We start from the raw sequence: 21,968 nt of genomic DNA, 5'->3' as shown, positions 1-21,968 counted from the left end.
GACAAACCCGGTACGGTTCAGGATTTCATATGATCTAGGTGAGAAACGATACCTGACAACGGTTTCTTTAAGTAAGTTAGAACATTTATCACATACATGTAACGGCTTATCATTTAAATCATAACCCAGATGTGACGTATCACCTTCCTGAAATGCATATCCACACACTATACAGTTATCATAGTTTTCATGAGATATTCGATATAATTCCTGAGTCAACCTATGTGTCATTTTTTACATCAATTCCCCTCAATATACTAAGTTTTATCTTGCTTAAATCTCAACTGAATCAAGTTTGCTTCTTGATTTCCTAATACTCAACTGGCTCAGGATGTGCTTGTCTAACTTTTCCTACTTTTATTCAATTATGAGCTAATTATATTAATTCACCCCCTTATACATACGAAAACCATAATACTTTTTCAATTATTGTTAGGCATAAAAAAACCTTAAATCTTTCGATTTAAGGTTTTTTCAGAATCTTGGTGGAGATGGCGGGAGTTGAACCCGCGTCCGCCAACACTACGCTCGAGAATACTACATGCTTAGATATCGTCTATTATTTTAACACCCAGAGACCCGACGAACAGGGTTCAAGGTGCGATCCTCTAAGTTTGGTATAAAGCCCCGAGGCTTGACTCTATACGGACTTGTGTGCGTTCGCTTCAGTCGGGACCCCTAACCACAAGTATTCAGGGATGCGGACAAGCTGCCCTTAGGCAGCTAGAGCGTAAGTTTCGTCGTTTGCGACTATTTAAATGCAAATTTGATTTACGAGAGAAAATGCGCTCTCGGCATGCATCTATGAGTTTCATCATCGGCGTCGAAGCCAAGAACATCCCCAGATGTATGAGCAATCATAGCACAACTGGCAAAAAATACGATGCATTTTCTACACAATTACACTTTTCGATGCGCTCAGTTACTTTATTGAGCTAAACTTTTCTTTTTCAAGTCATCCTATAGAAAAAATTATGAGCTTTTTACTCGCCCTCGATCAAGGAACGACTTCCAGTCGTGCGATTATTTTTAATGAACATGGACAGGTTCAAGCGACGGCTCAACGGGAAATTCATATCCAGACCCCACATTCCGGCTGGGTAGAACAAGATGCCATGGAAATCTGGACCACTCAGATTGGTGTGGTACAACAGGCGATTGCCTCCGCCCGTATTCTCGCGAAAGATATTAAAGCCATTGGACTCACCAACCAGCGTGAAACCACAGCAGTCTGGGATAAGCGAACTGGCAAACCACTCGCCCCGGCCATTGTCTGGCAGGACCGCCGTGCGACGGACTGGTGTAATCAGCTGACCCAGCAGGGTCAGATGGAGCGCGTACAACAGAAAACCGGCCTGCGTATTGACCCCTATTTCAGTGCGGGAAAACTGGTCTGGTTATTAGAAAATGTTGAAGGCTTGCGTGAGCTGGCAGAACAAGGCCATGTCGCATTTGGCACCATGGATAGCTGGCTGATCTGGAACCTGACCCAAGGTGCCGAGCATGTCATTGAAGCTAGCAATGCTTCACGAACCATGCTCATGAACCTCCACACCCAAACTTGGGATGAAGAGCTGCTCAATCTGTTTAATATCCCAGCTTCGGTACTACCCAAAATCATTGCATCGGACAGTTATATTGCTGACACCGCCTCTGGTCTGCTCGGCGCCAATATTCCAATTACCGGGATTTTAGGGGATCAGCAGTCTGCCCTGTTCGGCCAGTCCTGTTTTGAAGTCGGCTCAGCCAAAAATACTTACGGCACTGGCTGTTTTATGCTGTTTAATACCGGTCATGACATTCAGCTCAGTCACAACAAATTACTCTCTACCCTTGCCTGGCAAGCTCAGGATCAAACGACTTATGCCTTAGAAGGCAGCGTATTTATGGCCGGCGCGGTGGTGCAATGGCTACGTGATGGTCTAGGCATCATTCAAAAAAGTTCAGAGGTAGAAAAACTGGCCTGCAAGGTACCGGATACCGACGGCGTGGTCTTGGTGCCAGCCTTTACCGGACTCGGTGCGCCGCACTGGGATAGCGAAGCCCGTGCGCTGCTGTGTGGTATGTCCCGCGGAACCAATAAAGCCCATATTGCCCGAGCAGCTTTGGAATCCATCGCCTTTCAGGTCTCCGATGTACTAACCGCCATGCAATCCGACATTACCCATCCCTTAAAGGAACTGCGTGTCGATGGCGGTGCCAGCGCAAATGATACCCTGATGCAGTTTCAGGCTGATCTACTCAATGTGCCAGTGCTGCGTCCGAAAATGCTGGAGTCCACTGCTTGGGGAGCTGCAGCCATGGCGGGCTTAAAATCCGGCGTATTTTCAAGCCTCGATGAAATCGCCCAGTCTTGGCAGCTAGAACGTGCTTTTGAACCAAAAATGCAGGCAGATGAGCGTGAAGCCCATCTGGCCAAATGGCAGAACGCCTTGAAACGGGCAAAATCAGACTTATAAGCCTTTAAAAAAAACCGCTGACTGTGCAGCGGTTTTTTATTTTGAAAATTTTAATGCGATGGCATGCCACCAACACCAGCTTTAGGCCGTGGTGCCAGCCAGACCAAACAGGCAGCGAAAATAAACACCAGCGCCAGAATCAAAAACAAATGATTGGCTGATAAGGTCAAAGCCTCTTTATCCACCAAACTGGAAATATAGCCCAAGGCACTATCCGAACTCATACCCTGCGCCATTAGGGTATTCTGGGCTTCTTCAACATTCAGTTTACCGACCAGCTCGCTACGCGCGACTTTGCTGTGATCATCCCAAATCGTCACCGCAATTGAAGCACCAATTGCACCCGCCATGGTACGCAGAAAGTTCATCAAACCGGCTGCTGATGGCATTTCCTGAGGTAACACTGAAGCCAGTGCCATATTGGAGAGTGGAATAAAGAAAAATGGCACTGCAAAACCTTGCAAAATCTGTGGCCAAGCTAACGCTATAAAGTCCGCATCGCTGGTCCAGAAAGCACGCATTAAGGTCACCCCAGCCAGCAAGGTTAGGCCGAAACTGGCCAGAATACGCTGGTCATATTTGGTGGCCAGTTTTGCCACAATCGGTGACATCAACAGGCTACCAAAGCCCATGGTCGCGGTCAGGTAACCCGCCCAGGCCGCGGTATAGCCCAAGTTAATCTGTACCCATTGTGGAATCAGTACAATACTAGAGAAGAAGGCACCAAAGGCAAAGGCCAAAGCCAGCACGGCAAAAGTAAAGCCACGATAGCGGAAAATGCTGATATCCACGATAGGATGGCGTTCGGTCAGTTCCCAGATGGTAAAAATGATCAGACCGACAAAGGCAATCACCGCCAAGGTGCCGATAAAGGAACTGCTAAACCAGTCATGTTCATGACCCAGATCCAGCATCAGCTGCAACGCACCAATCCATAAGATCAGCAGGAACAGACCACCTTTATCTATATTTAAGACATTAGTTGAGGTTTCGGCTGGCTTGAGCAATTTCAACGCCATCAGACCACAGAACAAACCTACCGGAATATTGATAAAGAAAATCCAGTGCCAAGACAGGTTGTCACTGATGGTACCACCGAGAATCGGCCCCAGAATTGGCCCCACCACAGTGGTCATTGCCCACATCCCCATAGCCTGGGATTGCTTTTCAGGTGGGAAAATCCGCAGCAATAAAGTCTGACTGAGCGGCATGATTGGGCCACCAAACAGCCCCTGCCCGATCCGGCAAAACACCAGCATTTCCAGACTGGTAGAAATCCCGCATAGCACTGAAAACAGGGTAAAACCAAGCAGACAGACACCAAACAGTTTCACGCTACCAAAACGTCCGGCCAGCCAACCCGTCAATGGGACACAGATTGCTTCCGCTACGGCGTAGGATGTAATCACCCAGGTGCCTTGCGAGCTGGATACCGCCAGACTACCGGTAATATGCGGCACCGAGACATTGGCAATAGTCATGTCCAGCACCACCATAAAGTTGGCCAGTGCCAGTACAAAGGCTGCCAGCAGCAGCTTGCCTCCGCTCAGATTCCCATATGGAACATAATTATTCATCGGGAATTACTTCTTGAAGTGGATTTCAGCTTCCATGGATAGACCCACACGCAGCGGATGCTCTGCCAGTTCTTTCGGATCCAGCTGAATTCGTACCGGTAAACGTTGCACGACTTTGATCCAGTTGCCTGTGGCATTCTGTGCCGGAATCAAGGCAAAGGCTGAACCGGTACCGCCAGAGAAACCAACCACGGTACCATGATATTTCACCGATTTACCATACAGGTCTGAAGTCAGTTCAGCTTTCTGACCAACACGAACTTTTTCCAACTGGCTTTCCTTGAAGTTGGCATCCACATAGAGCTGATCGACCGGTACCACCATCATCAACACCGTACCAGGTGCGACACGTTGACCCACTTGAATCGAACGGCGTGAAACCACCCCGTCAAAAGGTGCTTTGATTACGGTACGTTCCAGATCCAGTTCAGCTTGTTTTAATTTAGCTTCAGCGACCAAAACATCTGGCGTTGAGTTTTCATTAGCACCCTGAATCAGCGCTTCATTCGCGGCAAGGTTGCTTTGTGCTGCTTTCTGGCTGGATTTGGCCTGTGCCAAGCCTGCTTCTGCCGAAGCCAGTCCCGCTTTTGCAGTATCCAAGGCACTTTGCGCAGTACTCAGTTCTTCTTTGGAAATGGCACCCGTTGCACTGAGTTTTTCACGACGGCTATATTCATCCTGAGCCTTACGTACAGCCGCTTGAGCCTGAGCGACTTGGGCTTCAGCACTACGAATGGCATCACTGCTGACGCCAATCTGTGAACTTAATGCACCACTATTGGCCGCAGTCTGTTTATATTGACGTTTGGCCTTGATCAGTTCAGCACGCGCCTGTGCCACGGCAATTTGTGCATCCCGGTCATCAATTCGTGCAAGTACCTCACCTTTTTTCACCGCCTGGGTATCATGCACCAAAACTTCAGCCACCTGCCCGCTGATCATCGAGGTGACCGAAGCCGTTTCTGCACCAACATAGGCGTTTTCAGTACTGACCGAATTATTCAGGAAGAATTTCCATATCAGAAACAGCACCAGCGCAATGGCCATGAGAATGGCAACGATCCCGAGCGCTTTTTTACGTTTGGCTTTTAGCTCTTGCTCAGAAGGCTGCGATGTATTTTCTGGCAGGGTTTCTTGTGTATCTGTCATTGATTTTCCTAAATCCAACAGACTTGGTCATGCACACATGCCTGTGCATTTTTGGATTTATGGGGCACAGACCTGTAGTTTTGCTGAGAAAGTCATAAAACTGTAAATGTCACGCATTCTAATCTCAAAATCGATTTTTTGAGCAAAATTATGTAACTCTACAGTTTCCAAATGCAGGCAGGCACTGCCCCTGCTGGAACAATGCCTGTATCGAAAATTTTAAAATGGTTTTGAATTAAAAAAAAATTAATACGCGTAAGAAGCAATTGCTGTCGCAATCGGTTTGGCTTCATCATTAATCAATGTCATGCGCATAGTGCAGCCTTTACGGCCCAGGCGCAGAGTTTCCGCACGTGCGGTAAAGTATTTGCCACGTCCGGGTGCCAGATAATCCACGCGCATATCCACCGTTGCCAGTCGGGAGACTTTCTGGCTGGTATCAACCATATCTTCCGGGCTGGCTTTCTTATATAGCTCACCCATCGCGGTAATCCCGCCAATACTGTCTAAAATGGTGGCTGCTACGCCACCATGTAAAATCTGGAATGCCACATTACCAATCAAATCCTTTTGCATTTCCACATAAGCTTCAATCTGTCCATCCACCACACGCATTTGCATGCCACAATATTTGTAGAATGGTGAATCATTAAAAGCAGCACACAACTGGTCTAACAGAACATCCTTATCCGAGCCTAAATCAATATTTCCTGTCCAACTTTTCTCTGCTACCGTCATAGTTTGCTCGAATAACCTTGATCAAATAAAAAAATACTTTCATTTGCCCTAAATGCAAATTAAGGCACTACAATACTCATAGTTTAATATTGATCAATGAGATTTTTATGACCTATACGTTCAATCGTCCCGCGTTTCCTGCGACTCGCATGCGTCGTATTCGTAAAAATGAACACCTCCGTTCCATGGTTCGTGAAACGCATCTCAGTGCTGATCATCTCATTTATCCCGTGTTTGTCTTGCCGGGTCAAAACCAGACTCAGGACGTACCAAGCATGCCGAACATTCAGCGTCTGTCTGCCGATCTGCTACTCAAAAAAGCAGAGCACCTGCTGGAACTTGGCGTGACTAAACTGGCGCTGTTCCCGGTGACTCCACAAGAAGATAAAAGCCTGACCGCAGAAGCTGCTTGGCGTGAAGACGGTCTGGTACAGACCACGGTTCGCCTGCTAAAAAAAGAATTACCAGAAATGGTGCTGATCACTGACGGCGCGCTGGATCCATATACCACACATGGTCAGGACGGAATTATCGATGAAACCGGTTACGTGCTGAATGATGAAACGGTTGAATGTCTGATTAAACAGGGTCTGAGCCATGCTGAAGCCGGTGCCGACGTGTTTGCACCAAGCGACATGATGGATGGCCGGATCGGTGCGATCCGTCAGGCTTTCGAAGCCAATGGCTTTATCTATACCAATATCATGGCCTACTCTGCCAAATATGCGTCCAGCTTCTACGGCCCGTTCCGTGATGCAGTCGGTTCTGCCTCTAACCTGAAAGGCGGTAATAAATACAATTACCAGATGGATGTCGGTAACCGTGCTGAAGCCCTGCATGAAATTGCACTTGATATTCAGGAAGGTGCGGACATGGTCATCGTAAAACCAGGCCTGCCATATCTGGATGTAGTCCGTGAAGTCAAAGATACCTTTGGCATTCCAACTTTCGTGTATCAGGTCAGTGGTGAATATGCGATGCTGGCTGGCGCGATTCAAAATGGCTGGCTGTCCGATAGCGTGATTCTGGAATCACTGATGAGCTGCCGCCGTGCCGGAGCTGACGGCATCTGGACTTACTTCGCTGAAGAAGCCGCGCTAAAACTGAAAGACATGAAATAATCTCAAATGCCGTCCTTGCTCCAAGGGAGGCATTTTTTTGCGTTTTGTTTGATGATTGAAATAAAGGTGAAAACCTGATGCATATTGCCATCATCGGTGCAGGAATTAACGGATTCATGACTGCACTGGAGCTGATTGAACAGGGCTGTTCAGTGACGATTCTGGATCAACAGCAAGCAGGCAAAGCCGCCTCCTGGGCTGGTGGCGGCATCCTCTCCCCGATGTATCCATGGCGTTATCCTCAAGCCGTGAATGATCTGGCCAAATATGCCAAACCACTGTATCAGGCCTGGAATGATAAGCTGAAACCACTAACCGGTATCGATTTCGAAATCCATGAAACCGGCATGTTGATCTTCGACGAAGATGATTTTGAAGTCGGCTATCACTATGCCGAACAACATCAGGAACCGATGCAAGAAGCGCTATATGTTGAGCAGGAACAGATCGAGCAGATCAATCCTCAGGTTTCTACTGACTTTAAACATGCGCTGTATTTCCCGCAGATCGCCAATGTGCGTAACCCTCGCCTGCTGCAATCGATTAGCTGTTATCTCAAACAGCATCCACGAGTGACCTGGCTAGAACACACCCCGGTACGTCAGATAAAAATTAGTGATGATCAAATTGCAGCAGTACAAACTGAACAGGGTGACTGGATTGAAGCAGATCAGTTTGTGTTTACCACTGGCGCTTGGTCAGCACAGTGGTCTGAACAGCTCAAACTGGATATTCCGGTCCGTCCAGTACAAGGTCAAATGGTCCTGTTTAAAACACCGGGACACTGGCTACCGACCATGTGCATGAATCAGGTGATGTATCTGATTCCACGTCAAGATGGACATATCGTTTGCGGTTCAAGCATGCGTGAAGTCGGTTTTGATACCACCCCAGCATCTGAAATCCGCCAGAAAATTCTGGATGCTTGTTTTGAGATGGTACCAGAACTGGCAGACTTCCCGATTGTGCAGGAATGGGCTGGATTACGTCCAGGTTCACCAGACGGCATTCCTTATCTCGGTCAGTTACCACAACTGAAAAATGGCTGGGCCAATTTCGGCCATTTCCGCAACGGCCTATGTATGGCGCCTGCTTCCGCTTTATTACTGAGACAGCTGATGTTTGGACAACCAACCGTGGTTAACCCGAAAGCCTATACACCAGAACAGTTACAGCCTTTAACTGTGCTTGCCGACTAAATCAGTTAAGGCTTCTTTAATGGTTGGGAACTGGAATTCAAAGCCTGCCTCTTGCAAGGCTTTGGGTTGGACGTACTGACCATTTAAAATCAGCTGCGACTGCTCGCCCAGCAGCCATTTCATAAAAATACCGGGCAAACAAAATAACGGTTTGCGATGTAATACCCGTGCTGCGGTCTGACTAAAATACAGCTGGCTGGTTTTTTCCGGCGCAACCACGTTAAAAATATCCGAAGTGGTCGGTTCATGCATCAAAAAATCAAAAACACTGAGCAGATCCTGAATATGCACCCAGGAAAATGGCTGACGTCCACTGCCAATCTGGCCAAACAGGTTCAGTTTAATCGGCATCAGGATTTGCGGTAAGAGCCCGCCTTTTCTGCCCAGTACCACACCAAAACGCATGATCTTGGTATCTTGATCAGTATAAGACAGTGCCAATTCTTCCCATTGCGCACACAGTTGTGACATAAAAATCGGCTGCGGTGGCGATTTCTCGGTACAGACCTGCTGCCATTGTTCTTCAGGATCAATACCGTAATAGCCCACCGCCGAAGTCGACAGGATACGCCTTGGGAAAATCTGGTTTTTCCCTAGAAATTCATACAGTCTGCGGGTAGTGTCGAGACGACTGCTGAGCAGAGTTTGCTTGCGCTCATCAGTCCAGCGCTGGGCACCAATATTTTCACCGGCGAGATTAATCACATAGTCAATCTGCTGGCTATGTAATTCTTCGAAATCATGAATCCATTCAAAATCTGGATGCATGTCGATCCGGTGCCGTTCACGGGTCAGACCAATTACATGATAATCCATGCCAAGAAAATGCTGGACGGCATATTGACCGATAAAACCGCTGGCGCCGGTAATCAGTACGACAGGTTTATACATTGTTATTCAGTCGCCATTGTTCTTATATCGGGACTATTGTACTGAACTGCGTGAGTTTTAGAGCTATCCAAAGCGCTCAATAAGCGTAACAATTTATACCGACAGGTATAGCTAAACCTTTAATATTCACTTATCCAATTCGAATTTTAAAATGTCGAGATTATTATTTTTCAGTAATTTATTGGTTCGGTCCAAACATTTTAGCGGCCATACGCTGTGCCTGTGCCCCATAAAACCAGTAGGTTAATAGATACAGCGGAATTGCCAGCAGCAGAATCATGATCAGCACCATGCTCATAAATTGCGGTTGCTGCAGATACAGCAGAAAATCTTGCCAGGCATTCGGATTGGATCGGGTTGCCAGTAAAATCCCCAGTAATAAGAATGCCAGGTTATAACCCCAAAAAATCAGGGTAAAACCTAAGGTAATTTTTTTGCGTTCTTGCTGGGTCGGTGCACGGCGATTTTGGCTCAGAAATTTATACAATACCCAGATCATGGCCACCAGATAAGGTACCACCGTCAGAATTGCTCCCATTCCGGTTGGCATCAATGCAGCAATGACACCGCAAATACAGGTCAACACAAAGCAGATGAAAAAAAACCAGAGAAAATAGCGTTTTAAGGAAGCCATGATGGGGATTCACACAAAGATATGTAGCTAGTATAAAAAAAATTGGATTTTTTTTCATTTTATTGTCAACTGATGTGAATACCCTGACGTTATATAGGGTACAAGGTCATCAAATTTGTACCGGCATCCACAAATATGTTTGATCTTTGCTAAAGCAATAAGACTTGTGTGCCAAAAGAAAGTTTTGAATAGCAGCCGAAACTTTCATAAAGCGTACACTTTGACCGACGATTTCACCATCACTCGAATCGTCGGTCTTTATTTTTGGGCGATGTAATTTTCCCAGCTTTATTTTTTTGATATTGGCTCATATTTTAACACTTTAGTTTCTATAACTAACGATAAATAAGATTTCATGACATCGAATTTAACCCCACGAATCCACTGCTGGGCGCTAGTGTTCATCCCTAGAGATGACTATACTGCTATTTTATAGCCAGCCTAAGACGCATATTCCTGCTGATAAGACTAACTGGGAAATACAGCTTAGACCGGTTTTCATCCATGCTTTTTGCCCATATCCGGGTGTTTAAAATTTTACAGGCTCAGGGGACATGGCAGTTCACTTTCTACATACATCAGACTGGCATTTGGGGCAGTTCTTCCATAATCATGATCGTGAATTTGAACATACCCAGTTTCTGGACTGGCTGCTAAAACAGATCAAAGAAAAACAGCCAAACGCCTTGCTGATTGCCGGGGATATTTTTGATGTCATCAATCCAGCCTCTAGTGCACAAAAACAGCTGTACCAGTTCCTGACTACGGCGCATCATCTGGCACCGCATATGCAGACCCTGATGATTGCCGGCAACCATGACTCGGGGTACCGCATTGAACAGGTTGAGCCATTCTTAAGTAAATTCAATGCCAAAGCAGTCGGCGTGATCAGCAAAACTGAAGACAACAAACTCGATCTGAATCGTCTGCTGGTTCCAATTTATAACCCTGAACAGAAAATTGTGGCCTGGTGTCTGGTACTACCTTATCTGCGTAGTGCGGAAATTACCGGGCTGAATGAACATACCAGCAATAACCAGAGTGCGATTGCTTACTTACATCAACAACTGATTGCCGAAGCCCGCTCTCGCCAAGAGCCAGATCAAGCGCTGATCTTAATGTCACATGCACATATGCAAGGCGGTGAAACTTCCGATTCGGAACGCCCAATTGTGATCGGTAATGAAGAAGCGCTCTCTACAGCCCTATTTGAAGATGATATTGACTACGTCGCACTGGGTCACCTACATAAACCGCAGAAAGTTAGCAAGGAACATATCCGTTATAGCGGCTCGCCCATTCCGCTGTCTTTTAGCGAACTGAACTATAAGCATCAAATCGTGGAAATCCGGATTGATCCGACTCGATCAGATGAGCAGCGTTTTCAATACGAGCCTCTGCTTATTCCTCGGACCGTGGATCTGATCCGGATTCGAGCTGATCTCAATGAATTAATTGATAAAGTCAAAGCCCTACCAGCAGGTGAAATTGAGCAACTCTATGCACGGCATTTTCTGGAAATTGAATATACCACTACAGCGCCACCACCGGTTGATCTGAGACAACAGATCGAACAGGCTTTGCCGCCGAACCGCTACCGCCTGCTGCGGATTTCCAGGATTTATCAGCAGGTCATGGATACTGACGCACAAATTTCTAAAATTGACTTGGCACCTCCAACACCGGAATCCCTATTTAGCACCCTATGGACAAAGATGGGCTATGAACCGGATGATTCGGTACAGCGTGATTTTCTGCAGCTGCTGCATGAAGCACAGCAGGACATTGACCTGCAGCAACCTTAAGGAGATGCCATGAAAATTCTACGTTTAAGCCTGAACAATCTGGCCTCTCTGGCAGGTACGCACGATATCCGCTTTGATGAAAGTCCATTGGCCCATGCAGGACTGATTGCCATTACCGGCAAAACCGGTGCCGGCAAATCCACTCTGCTCGATGCCATGTGTCTGGCGCTGTATAACGAGATTCCTCGCCTAAAAGGCGCTTCCGGCAGCCTAAAAGATACTGGCGGACAGGATGTATCCATCAAGGACTCCAAAAATATTTTGCGTCGTGGCACCACTTCCGGTTTTAGTGAACTGGAATTTATTGCGCTAGATGGCAAGCGTTATCTGGCACGTTGGGATATCCGCCGTGCCCGTAACAAGATTGATGGCAATCTCAAGGTCGAGCGTTATATCAAATGTCTGGATGATGATACCACCCTTACCCAGAAAATATCCGAAGTCACACCACTGGTAGAAAAGCTGATTGGCTTGAGTTTCGAACAGTTTACCCGTGCGGTGTTATTGGCGCAGTCCGAAGTCGGTGCATTTTTAAAAGCCAAAGACCATGAACGTGCCGATTTGCTGGAATACCTAACCAATTCACAGATTTTTAGTGTGGTCAGCCAGAAAGCTGCACAGAAATTCAGTGAAGTCAAAAACAAGCGTAGCGAACTGGAAAAGCTGATTGGCTATATTGAAATCCTGTCAGAAGAAGACATTGCTGCATTGCAACAGCAACAGCAGGCCCTTTCCCTGCAACTGCAGAATCTGCAACAGTCAGAAAAGCTGCTGGAAAATGAAAGAAAATGGCATCTGGACCAGCATAAACTCTATGCCGAAGTGCATGCCAAAAAAGAAGTTTATGATGTACAGCTGGATGCCGTGACTAAATCTGCCGGGCAGCAGCAATTATTAGAACGACTGGATGAGTTCCAGTCGATCCGGGAACAGTTTGTACAACGTGCCCGTTTAGAACCACAAAAAAGCCAGATTCAGCAACAACAAGCCCAGTTCAAAGTTGAATTTGAGAAACTCAAACAATCTTTTTCTGTAGAAGAAACCAAGCTACAAACCCTACAACAACAGCAACAACAGTTCCAACAGTATTTAGAAAATATCAAGCCGCATCTGGATGCTGGTCTAAAACTGGATCATGAAATTAATACGATTTCCGAGCAGTATAAAAAACAGAATGCCGAAAAAAGTCAGTTCCAAACTACACGACTGCAGCCGCTAGAACAACAACTGGCACAGCAGCAATTGACTTTTAATCAAGCACAGGCAAAACAGCAACAGCTTACACAGCAATTGACTGAATCTGAGTACTTAAGTGTATTTGATCAGGAACCGCAAAGCACTCTACAGCGGATTCAAGACCATCTACATCAATATCAGCAATTGCAGCGGCAAAACCCACAAAGCCTGCAGCAACCATTGGCTGAACTGGAAAATACAGTTGTACAACTCTCAGATAATCTGAATCAATGGACACAACAGTATCAAAGCCTGCAACAGCTGGAACAATTACTACATTCTGTGCAAGAAAAACGACAACAGGATCAAACTACCCTGCTACAGCTAGAGGTCTTGCAGCAACGCCTGCAACAACTTGCTCAACAATCGCAAGAATCAGAACAATTACAAAATACCGTACAAAACCAGCAACAACAGTTAGTTGTGCTACAAAATGCTGAGCTCAATCTGCAACAACAGATTCAATCTAAACAGCAAGCTTATACACAGCTAGAACAGATCCTTGCCCAACAGCGTCTATTGCATGCACAAAGTGTGCAGGAACTGCGTGCCCAACTAAAACCGAATGAGCCGTGTATGGTTTGCGGTAGCCATGAGCATCCTTTTGTACAAGGCCAGCATGAACTGCTAGAACAAAGCCTGCATCAATTACAGGAACAGCAGTTACAGCAGGTACGAGAGCAGCTGGATCAACTATTACAACAACAACAAACTAAACGGATTGAAATCTCTAAACTGCAAACGGTGATTGAGCAGCAACAACAGCGTTCTCAGACAGTACAACAGCAGATACAACAACAATCTGCAGAATGTACCACTCAGCTGCTCAGTTTAGGTGTAATTACTCAACAAGAACATAATCTTCCTCATCTGATCCAGAAATTGGCAGATCATCACAATACTGTGACAAAACAGATTGAACAGCTGCAACTCCAGGAACAACAGCTGCAGCAGCAATTACAGCAATGGCGTCAGCAACAGCAGCAATTACAGCATCTGCAACTGGCATTACAACAACGCCAACAGCTCGAACAGCTGATTACACCTGTCATGATGGCCTTACCTAAACAGTATCAGGTTCAACCACCAATCAACTGGTTACCTAAACTCCAGCAACAATTACAACAGCGCGTCCAGTATTTATCTACACAAAAACAGCTGGACTCCGAGCTGCAGCAACAGCAACAAGCAGTAGAGAAAACTCAATATCAGCTACAAGTTGAACAACAGAATTTTGTCCAACTCAGCCAGTCTCTAGAACAACTGGTGGAACAAGGCAAAGAACTGCGTCAGCAACTCGCTGAACTGACTGAACAACATGCTGGACAGGTGTATCGTGTGGCTGCTGAATGGCAGGTTGTACTAGATCAACAAGGCAAAGCTTTGCAACAGGAACTGGATAATCAGCGGCAACGCACTGCTCAAGCAGAAAAACAGCTGCATCAAGGTAATCTCAAGCTGCAAGATTTTGTTACCCAATTACAGCAGCTGGAGCAGCAACTAAAACAGCATCAACAACAGATTCAGGCATGGCAGCTAGCTCACCCGCAGGTAACTACAGAACAAATTGAGCATTGGCTAAGCATCGATCTCACCAGCCATCAACGGATTCGTCAGGATCTGGCGAATCAGAAACAGGCATTGGAAAATGCCAAAACTGCATGGCAGCTACTTGAAGAACAGTATCAAGCGCATCTAAAACTACAGCCTGAACATAACTTCGAAGAGATTGAACAAAAACTGGCAGCACTGGCTCAGGAAAAAACTTCTCAGCAGGAAGCACTGAATGAGATTGATGCCAAGCTGCGTATGAATGCCAATAACCAAAGCACCTATACCAAATACCAGCATCAGATTGAACAGATCAAGGCAGAGGAATACCGCTGGGGCCGGATTTATGACCTGATCGGACACAAGGAAGGCACCAAGTTTCAGAAAATTGCCCAGGAACACCATCTGGATATTCTAGTGGAATACGCCAACCAGCAGCTTCAGCCTTTAACCCAGCGTTATCAGCTACACCGCATTCCGGACAGCCTGAGTCTGGCGATTATCGATCTGGATATGAACAGCGAAGTCCGTCCGGTACTCTCCCTGTCTGGTGGCGAAACCTTCCTAGTATCTCTTGCCCTGGCACTGGCGATTGCCAATATGGCCTCCGGCTCGATGAAACTGGAATCTCTGTTTATTGATGAAGGCTTTGGTACGCTTGATCCAGCTTCCCTACACATGGTCATGAATGCACTGGACCATTTGCAAAGCCAAGGTCGTAAAGTAGTGTTAATTTCGCATGTACAGGAGATGCATGAACGTATTCCGGTGCAGATTCAGGTCAAGCCGGTCGGCTCCGGTGCCAGCACTATCCAGATTATAGGCTAGCGCTTATGAATATGACTCCACGCAAGCTCTCTGCTGAATTCAGCTTACAACTAGAAAGCTTGCGTGGGGTCAGTGCGATTGTGGTGCTATTCAGCCACTGCTTTCAGGCTTTTATTGCACCATTTGATGTGACCCTTTATTCCTGGGTACGCATGCATGGGCAAGCAGCCGTAATGATGTTCTTTGCCTTAAGTGGTTTTCTGATCGGAACATCTATACAGAATAATCTTCAGCACAATAACCAGTTTAATTTGCCTCATTATGTTCAGCAGCGCTGTCGAAGAATTTTGCCACCGTTCCTGTTTGCCTTGGTTCTGACCGTATTGTTATATGTTCTGGCTCCTTTGCTGTTTAGTTCGCAGAGTCACCAGTTTGAAAACAGCTTTGGCATGATGATTCGAACATCTTACAGTCTAGAGTGGGACAATCTTCTAGGTTCACTGCTATTTTTAAACGGCTTTATTACACCGACTTTATCTGCTAATGCTCCGTTCTGGAGTTTCAGTTATGAAATCTGGTTTTATGTACTAGCAGGCTTTCTGCCCTTTCTAAGAAATTCGATTCTTGCTCAAGCTGGCTTCACACTAGTTTTAGTCATTCTATCGATACTCAATCCGCAGTTTCTGATTTATTTTCTGCTCTGGCTCAGTGCCTTTGCCAGTTCATTTCAGCAAGTTCAGCAATATCTGCTAAATCATTTAAGTTCACTTAAATTAGTCTTCTTTAGTTTAGCTCTACTGATTGCTTGTATTGATGCCTACACTTTCCATTTCATCGAACACACCAATATTTATCGTGGTAGCTATTTTGTACCATTTAATGTCTGTATCGGGTTGGGATTAATTTGCTGGTTAACCCAGCTTCAATATTATCAAAGTTATTATCATCCGATCTGGGTTCAATCAGCAGGATTTTCCTATACCTTGTATGTGACCCATTTTCCTTTACTGCTGTTTATTTTAGGCTGTTTTCCTCAAAGCCGTGCGTATGGCTTAGGCGGGGCTGTTTTAGCTTTATTAGGCAGCATGACCTTTTTAATCTTCTTTGCCTGGTTCATAGCAAAATGGCTGGAACCGCAAAAAAGAAAAGCGTTACTGTCTGTTCAACAATAACGCTTTACTAAAAATATGAGCTGATTGTTAAATCACTTAATCTTTTTTAGGACGCGCACCAAACAGGGCTGTTCCGACGCGCACCATAGTTGAACCGGCTGCAATGGCTTCCGTCATATCTCCTGACATACCCATACTTAAGGTATCCCAGTCTTCCGGATGGGCATGCTGTGTTTTGACCTCGTCAAATAAAGTCTTGGCATCGCTAAAGGCTTGAGTATTGTTTGGTGCCGGAATGACCATCAGACCACGCAAACGAATGTTGGGTAACTGGCTGATTTGTGCGACAAGTTCAGCCACTTCTGCTGGCTGGCAACCATCTTTCGTATCCTGTCCGTCAATATTGACCTGGATACAAATATTTAATGGCTCCTGATCATCCGCACGCTGATTAGACAAACGCTCCGCAATAATCAGACGATCTACGCCATGCACCCAGGCAAACTTTTCAGCCAGATGTTTGGTTTTATTGCGCTGTACATGACCAATGAAATGCCATTCAATTTCCAGATCCTGCAACTTTTCAATTTTATCCAGCGCTTCCTGCAAATAATTTTCACCAAAACTGCGCTGCCCGGCTGTATACATTTCCGCCAATATTTCTGCCGGATGGGTCTTGGACACCGCCAATAGCTGCACCGTATTTTCATCACGTCCAGCCTGCTGACATGCAGTGTGAATTTGAGCCAAAACCTGATTTCGCGCGTGTTGCAACATATTCATTGACGGAGTTCTCATTTCATTCAAAATTTTTCCGCTTGCTCACGAACAAAGTGTTGGTTAAGCTGTGGGAAAGCCTTATTATTCTATCAAAATAAATAACATTTTAATGACTCTGGGGACTTTATGGACATTACAGAATTACTGGCGTTTTCTGCTAAGAATGGCGCGTCAGATTTACACTTGTCTGCGGGGATGCCACCACTAATTCGTGTGGATGGTGAAGTACGTCGTATCAACCTGCCTGCTTTAGAACACAAAGAAGTTCACAAGCTGGTTTATGACATCATGAACGATAAACAGCGCCGTGACTACGAAGAAAATCTGGAAACTGACTTTTCCTTTGAAGTTCCTGGGGTTGCCCGCTTCCGTGTGAACGCATTTAACCAGAACCGCGGTGCAGGTGCAGTATTCCGTACCATTCCATCAAAAGTACTGACTATTGAAGATCTCGGCATGGGTCAGATCTTTAAAGACATCTGTGAATATCCTCGTGGTCTGGTCTTAGTAACAGGTCCTACCGGTTCCGGTAAATCGACCACACTGGCGGCGATGCTGGATTACATTAACGATACACGTTATGACCACATCCTGACCGTTGAAGACCCGATCGAATTTGTGCACCAATCCAAAAAATGTCTGATCAACCAGCGTGAAGTGCACCGTGATACGCATGGCTTCAACGAAGCACTGCGTTCGGCACTGCGTGAAGACCCGGATATTATCTTGGTAGGTGAGATGCGTGACCTGGAAACCATCCGTCTGGCACTGACTGCAGCGGAAACAGGTCACTTAGTCTTTGGTACCCTGCATACCACCTCAGCAGCAAAAACCATCGACCGTGTAATCGACGTATTCCCTGCTGAAGAAAAAGACATGGTGCGTGCCATGCTGTCAGAATCGCTGCAAGCCGTAATTTCACAAACCCTGCTCAAGAAAAATGGCGGTGGTCGTGTCGCAGCACATGAAATCATGATCGGTATTCCGGCGATCCGTAACCTGATCCGTGAAAACAAGGTTGCTCAGATGTACTCTGCAATCCAGACCGGTGCCAACTATGGCATGACCACGCTGGATCAAAGCCTGAAAACGCTGGTGTCCAAAGGTATTATCAGTCCTCAAGTGGCACGTACTGCGGCGAAACAGCCTGAAAGCTTCCTATAAAAATATAAGCCTTCATTTTCTTGGGGATTTACATGGATTTTAACGGTTTACTTGATTATATGGTGGCACAAAAGGCATCGGACTTGTTTATTACCGCGGATGTTGAGCCTTCCATTAAAGTAAATGGCACGATTGTGCCGATTGGCAACGTCAAGCTGCCGGGTTCTGCTGTAGGGCAAATTCTGCATTCGATCATGTCGGAAAAACAGCGCAAGGAATTTGCTGAAACCCGTGAATGTAACTTTGCCATTACCAATGCCAGCAAATCGGCACGTTTCCGTGTCAGCGCTTTCCAGCAGCGCGACCAGCCAGGTATGGTGTTGCGTCGGATTGAAACCGTGATTCCGACCATGGATGATCTAAAGTTACCGCCAATTCTGAAAGAACTGGCAATGACTAAGCGCGGGATTATCATTTTCGTGGGTGCCACCGGTACTGGTAAATCAACCTCATTGGCTTCGATGATTGGCTACCGGAATGAAAACTCTAAAGGTCACATCATTACCATTGAAGACCCGATCGAATTTGTACACCAGCATAAGGGCTGTATTATTACCCAGCGTGAGGTCGGGATTGATACTGATTCCTTCGAAGTGGCACTGAAAAATACCCTGCGTCAGGCGCCCGATGTGATCCTGATCGGTGAGATCCGTTCCCGCGAGACTATGGACTATGCCATTGCCTTCGCAGAAACCGGTCACTTGGTGTTTGCGACCCTGCACGCCAACAACGCCAACCAGGCGATTGACCGGATCATTCACTTCTTTGAAGCGGACCGTCATAGTCAGCTGTTTATGGACTTGTCCCTGAACTTGCGTGCCATGGTAGCCCAACAGCTGATTCCGACCATTGATGGTACCGGCCGTCGTGCTGCCATTGAGATCCTGATCAACTCACCGCTGGTTTCAGATCTGATCCGTAAAGGTGATGTACATGAGATCAAAGATTTGATGAAACGTTCACGTGAACTCGGTATGCAGACTTTCGACCAGGCATTGTATGACCTGTATAAGGCCAAACAGATCAGCTATAAAGATGCACTGAAACATGCCGACTCACCAAACGACCTGCGTCTGCAAATCAAGCTTTCGGAGGAAGGCGGTGCCCATCTGATGAATTCGCATAGCAACATCACTTTTGATGGTCAGTCTTAAGTTATTTTCTATGCAATAAAAAACAGGCTTCAAATGAAGCCTGTTTTTTTTAATGACATGCCTAAAATTATTTCTTGCGGTAGGCTTCCTGACATTCAGGTGCATCACAATAACCATACAGGTTCAATGAGTGACCAGTCAGCTCAAAGCCAAATTTTTTCGCCACTTCGTGCTGTTCATGCTCAATCACATCATTGGTAAATTCAACCACTTTGTTGCAGTTTTGGCAGACCAGGTGATCATGGTGATCTTCCTGCATGATTTCGAAGACTGAATGGTTATTTTCAAAATGGTGACGCTGAATAATGCCTGCTGCTTCAAACTGTGTTAACACACGATATACAGTCGCGAGACCCACATCTTCGCCTTGATCGAGTAAAGTCTTATAAATATCTTCGGCACTCAGGTGGTGCTGGCGTGAGTTTTCTAATAGTTCTAATATTTTAATTCGCGGCAATGTAACTTTTAGTCCAGCTTTACGTAAATCTTGATTTGAAATAGGCATGTACAAAGGTCTCTCAACAAAATTAAAGTTGGAATATGCAACAAAGTTTAGATGCAGTATGATCTATCCCTGGATCAAATGCATCATAATTAATTTGGGATAGTGTAGCAAAATGCAAAAAATCATGCTGACGTTATTCGTCACTTCATTGCTTGTCGGCTGTTCGACATTAGGTGTGTATAAAGTTGATATTCCTCAAGGAACACCTTTAACTCAAGCACAAGCCTCAAAAATCCAGGTCGGTATGAGTCACCAGCAAGTCCGTTTCCTGCTTGGTAGTCCAACAGTAACTGATCCGCTTAATCCTTTACGCTGGGACTACATTTACAATTATACCCCAGGAACCTATGCTAAAAAAGCCAACATCCCTGCTGCACGTGGTCAACACCTGAAAATCTACTTTACGCCGAATGGCATAGTAGAACGCATTGAAGGTTTGGAAACCATTCCTGAATCACAACCTGGTCTACCAGGCTCAAAAGAAGCAATTCTTACAGCGCCCCCACTATAATCGCTTTTCCATAAAAAAACCCCTAAGTGACTAGGGGTTTTTCTAATAAATGGCATAGGTTTATCAAATAACAAGCATTTTGTCGCTATTCAAATGAATTTGCGATTTCTTTAAGATTTCCATAATTTGGCCCGGTTGCCCTTGATATAACGACCCACCGGATTTTCTGCTGCACGTTTACGGCGGATATCTTTCGGATTAATTGTCAGTGGCCGGTAGATTTCTACACGATCGCCCGCTTCCAAAAGCTTCTGATGATCCTGCAGTTTAACGCCGAAAATACCCAGACTCAGCGGCTCAGGCAATGCAACCTGTTCACGGATACCACTTGCTGCAATGGCATCCAGTGCTGTCATGCCTTGTTTAAATGGCACAGCAATATGAAACTGTTGTTCAGGGGCAGCATACGTCACCCAAACCATCGCTGCCTGACTCATCAGAACCACTGCCCTAATACCGCAATAATTGCTGTGATGATCGCCACTGGCAATACAATACGTACCGCGATACGCCAGATGTTGTAAAAGGCTTCTGAACTAAAGTTCATTGATTTACGCAGGTGACTGATTTTCATGATCCAGCCGGCAAACAGTGCATAAATCAGACTGATCACTAGGCCCCATAGAATCAGCAGATTGTTAAAGATTGGTGCAATATTTGGAATCAACCAGATTAATGCCGCAACCACCACCACGACCCACTGGATGATGACATTCATTTGACGTTGCTGTAGCTGTTCACGTGCCATTTGCAGCATTAAAGCAGCGGCCGCCACAATTGCCGCCATCAGGGCAAAAGCAGGTACTTGCGCTTTCACCGCAAAGAAACCGAAAGCAATTACGGCCAGCAGCTGGGCGATCCAAATTGGCAAAGCAGTTTTAGTCGCGACATCCTGCTGTTTTACTGCAGCTAAACTAGATTGCCAGTACAGACCCATCCCTAAACCGCTTGCCACTAATGCAAGTACAGTCACATTGCCCCATTCAGAAAATTGTACTGGCGTTACTTGCCATGCTGGCAATTGAGTGCCCATGACATTGGCAAGGACTAAAGAAGCTAATACGCCTACAGTTGTGATACCGACCAGAATTAAACGTGGCACTAAAGACAACACAAACGCAGCTATGGCGAGTACAGCAAAGATAATCGGTTGCTGGATATTCAGATTAGCTACTGAAATCACATTGGATGCATGATTGAGCATGGCACCCGACAAAAATGGAATAAATACCACCGCCAGCCAACCAACCAGACGCCAGCGTTGTGAACTATCCGCTTCACGGGTCAGGCTGGACAATGCTTGGAGCGCTGTGGTTTTGGAGCGTTTCGCCAGCGCAATTTCCAGATAGCAAACTGGAAGAGCCAAAATCAGCATGGTCGCTAACCACAACAGCCAGAAATCAAGCTGACGGTCAATCTGAATCCCGGTTATTGGTGCGAGCGTCGCAATAATAAGAAAGGATAAACAAAAAGCCATCAGCGGCGATAACCATTTCGACATAGCATTGTCCTGCATGATGCATTCCTATAAAAATCTAGCGCTATTTTGCCTTGCATGGCAGTGAAAATCAAAAACAAAAAGCAAACCACCCGAAGATGATTTGCTGCGCAAAA

Annotated in this window: 18 protein-coding genes and 1 other RNA gene; 9 read left to right on the top strand and 10 right to left on the bottom strand. The window is 45.9% G+C overall.

From position 1 onward, the window contains the following. Positions 1 to 483: 483 nt before the first annotated feature. Positions 484 to 843: a transfer-messenger RNA gene (gene ssrA, locus GW12_RS15435) on the bottom strand. A 131-nt stretch (positions 844 to 974) separates the two neighbouring features. Here ssrA and glpK point away from each other — a divergent pair. Next, positions 975 to 2,459 carry a glycerol kinase GlpK gene (gene glpK / locus GW12_RS08100; RefSeq protein ID WP_034586021.1) on the top strand — a complete coding sequence of 495 codons (1,485 nt, stop codon included), beginning with the start codon at positions 975 to 977 and terminating at the stop codon, positions 2,457 to 2,459. Between the two features lie 50 nt (positions 2,460 to 2,509). Here the strand turns inward: glpK and GW12_RS08095 are convergent, their stop codons facing one another. From GW12_RS08095 to GW12_RS08085, 3 genes are all read right to left on the bottom strand, one after another. Next, positions 2,510 to 4,036, bottom strand: coding sequence for a DHA2 family efflux MFS transporter permease subunit (locus GW12_RS08095; RefSeq protein WP_034586018.1), 1,527 nt, complete (start codon positions 4,034 to 4,036; stop codon positions 2,510 to 2,512). 6 nt (positions 4,037 to 4,042) lie between these two features. Then, positions 4,043 to 5,185: an HlyD family efflux transporter periplasmic adaptor subunit gene (locus GW12_RS08090; protein WP_034586016.1), complete on the bottom strand. Its 1,143-nt coding sequence runs from the start codon at positions 5,183 to 5,185 to the stop codon at positions 4,043 to 4,045. Positions 5,186 to 5,431: 246 nt separating this feature from the next. After that, a complete protein-coding gene (locus GW12_RS08085) occupies positions 5,432 to 5,923 on the bottom strand; it encodes a thioesterase family protein (RefSeq protein WP_034586013.1) in 492 nt (163 codons plus the stop codon). A 107-nt stretch (positions 5,924 to 6,030) separates the two neighbouring features. On the opposite strand from GW12_RS08085, the gene hemB reads away from it, so the two are divergent. After that, positions 6,031 to 7,044, top strand: a complete 1,014-nt coding sequence (gene hemB / locus GW12_RS08080) for a porphobilinogen synthase (RefSeq protein ID WP_034586011.1) — start codon at positions 6,031 to 6,033, stop codon at positions 7,042 to 7,044. Between the two features lie 77 nt (positions 7,045 to 7,121). After that, positions 7,122 to 8,243, top strand: a complete 1,122-nt coding sequence (thiO, locus tag GW12_RS08075) for a glycine oxidase ThiO (protein WP_034586010.1) — start codon at positions 7,122 to 7,124, stop codon at positions 8,241 to 8,243. On the opposite strand, the gene GW12_RS08070 is transcribed toward thiO, so the two are convergent. After that, positions 8,223 to 9,134 carry a TIGR01777 family oxidoreductase gene (locus GW12_RS08070; RefSeq protein WP_034586009.1) on the bottom strand — a complete coding sequence of 304 codons (912 nt, stop codon included), beginning with the start codon at positions 9,132 to 9,134 and terminating at the stop codon, positions 8,223 to 8,225. The genes thiO and GW12_RS08070 overlap by 21 nt on opposite strands. A 178-nt stretch (positions 9,135 to 9,312) precedes the next feature. Further along, positions 9,313 to 9,768 carry an ABZJ_00895 family protein gene (locus GW12_RS08065; protein WP_034586007.1) on the bottom strand — a complete coding sequence of 152 codons (456 nt, stop codon included), beginning with the start codon at positions 9,766 to 9,768 and terminating at the stop codon, positions 9,313 to 9,315. Between the two features lie 554 nt (positions 9,769 to 10,322). On the opposite strand from GW12_RS08065, the gene GW12_RS08060 reads away from it, so the two are divergent. From GW12_RS08060 to GW12_RS08050, 3 genes are read left to right on the top strand one after another with little or no spacing between them, the layout of a single operon-like run. Further along, positions 10,323 to 11,573, top strand: a complete 1,251-nt coding sequence (locus GW12_RS08060; RefSeq protein ID WP_034586005.1) for an exonuclease SbcCD subunit D C-terminal domain-containing protein — start codon at positions 10,323 to 10,325, stop codon at positions 11,571 to 11,573. Between the two features lie 9 nt (positions 11,574 to 11,582). Further along, positions 11,583 to 15,188, top strand: coding sequence for an AAA family ATPase (locus tag GW12_RS08055; RefSeq protein ID WP_034586003.1), 3,606 nt, complete (start codon positions 11,583 to 11,585; stop codon positions 15,186 to 15,188). A 5-nt stretch (positions 15,189 to 15,193) separates the two neighbouring features. Further along, on the top strand, positions 15,194 to 16,300 hold the full coding sequence (locus GW12_RS08050) for an acyltransferase (protein ID WP_034586000.1): 1,107 nt from the start codon (positions 15,194 to 15,196) through the stop codon (positions 16,298 to 16,300). Positions 16,301 to 16,336: 36 nt separating this feature from the next. Here GW12_RS08050 and GW12_RS08045 read toward each other — a convergent pair whose 3' ends face one another. After that, the gene (locus tag GW12_RS08045) at positions 16,337 to 17,023 is read right to left on the bottom strand and encodes a YggS family pyridoxal phosphate-dependent enzyme (RefSeq protein ID WP_034585997.1); all 687 of its coding nucleotides are present in this window, start codon (positions 17,021 to 17,023) and stop codon (positions 16,337 to 16,339) included. 123 nt (positions 17,024 to 17,146) lie between these two features. Between GW12_RS08045 and GW12_RS08040 the strand changes: the two genes are divergently transcribed. Continuing rightward, on the top strand, positions 17,147 to 18,184 hold the full coding sequence (locus GW12_RS08040) for a type IV pilus twitching motility protein PilT (RefSeq protein ID WP_034585994.1): 1,038 nt from the start codon (positions 17,147 to 17,149) through the stop codon (positions 18,182 to 18,184). Between the two features lie 32 nt (positions 18,185 to 18,216). After that, entirely contained in the window at positions 18,217 to 19,338 is a 1,122-nt protein-coding gene (locus GW12_RS08035; RefSeq protein WP_034585991.1) for a PilT/PilU family type 4a pilus ATPase, read from the top strand. 67 nt (positions 19,339 to 19,405) lie between these two features. Here the strand turns inward: GW12_RS08035 and fur are convergent, their stop codons facing one another. Further along, positions 19,406 to 19,843, bottom strand: a complete 438-nt coding sequence (fur, locus tag GW12_RS08030) for a ferric iron uptake transcriptional regulator (protein ID WP_034585989.1) — start codon at positions 19,841 to 19,843, stop codon at positions 19,406 to 19,408. Between the two features lie 112 nt (positions 19,844 to 19,955). On the opposite strand from fur, the gene GW12_RS08025 reads away from it, so the two are divergent. Beyond that, positions 19,956 to 20,354: an outer membrane protein assembly factor BamE gene (locus tag GW12_RS08025; RefSeq protein ID WP_034585986.1), complete on the top strand. Its 399-nt coding sequence runs from the start codon at positions 19,956 to 19,958 to the stop codon at positions 20,352 to 20,354. 110 nt (positions 20,355 to 20,464) lie between these two features. Here the strand turns inward: GW12_RS08025 and GW12_RS08020 are convergent, their stop codons facing one another. Beyond that, positions 20,465 to 20,791: an RnfH family protein gene (locus GW12_RS08020; protein ID WP_034585983.1), complete on the bottom strand. Its 327-nt coding sequence runs from the start codon at positions 20,789 to 20,791 to the stop codon at positions 20,465 to 20,467. Further along, on the bottom strand, positions 20,791 to 21,870 hold the full coding sequence (locus tag GW12_RS08015) for a membrane protein (RefSeq protein WP_034585980.1): 1,080 nt from the start codon (positions 21,868 to 21,870) through the stop codon (positions 20,791 to 20,793). The genes GW12_RS08020 and GW12_RS08015 overlap by 1 nt, the downstream gene beginning before the upstream one ends. Between the last annotated feature and the right edge of the window lie 98 nt (positions 21,871 to 21,968).

It is taken from the genome of Acinetobacter sp. HR7 (assembly GCF_000773685.1).
Classification (GTDB): domain Bacteria; phylum Pseudomonadota; class Gammaproteobacteria; order Pseudomonadales; family Moraxellaceae; genus Acinetobacter; species Acinetobacter thermotolerans.
The sequence above is the reverse complement of the archived record's forward strand: the minus strand, read 5'-3'. Positions and strand labels throughout refer to the sequence as shown.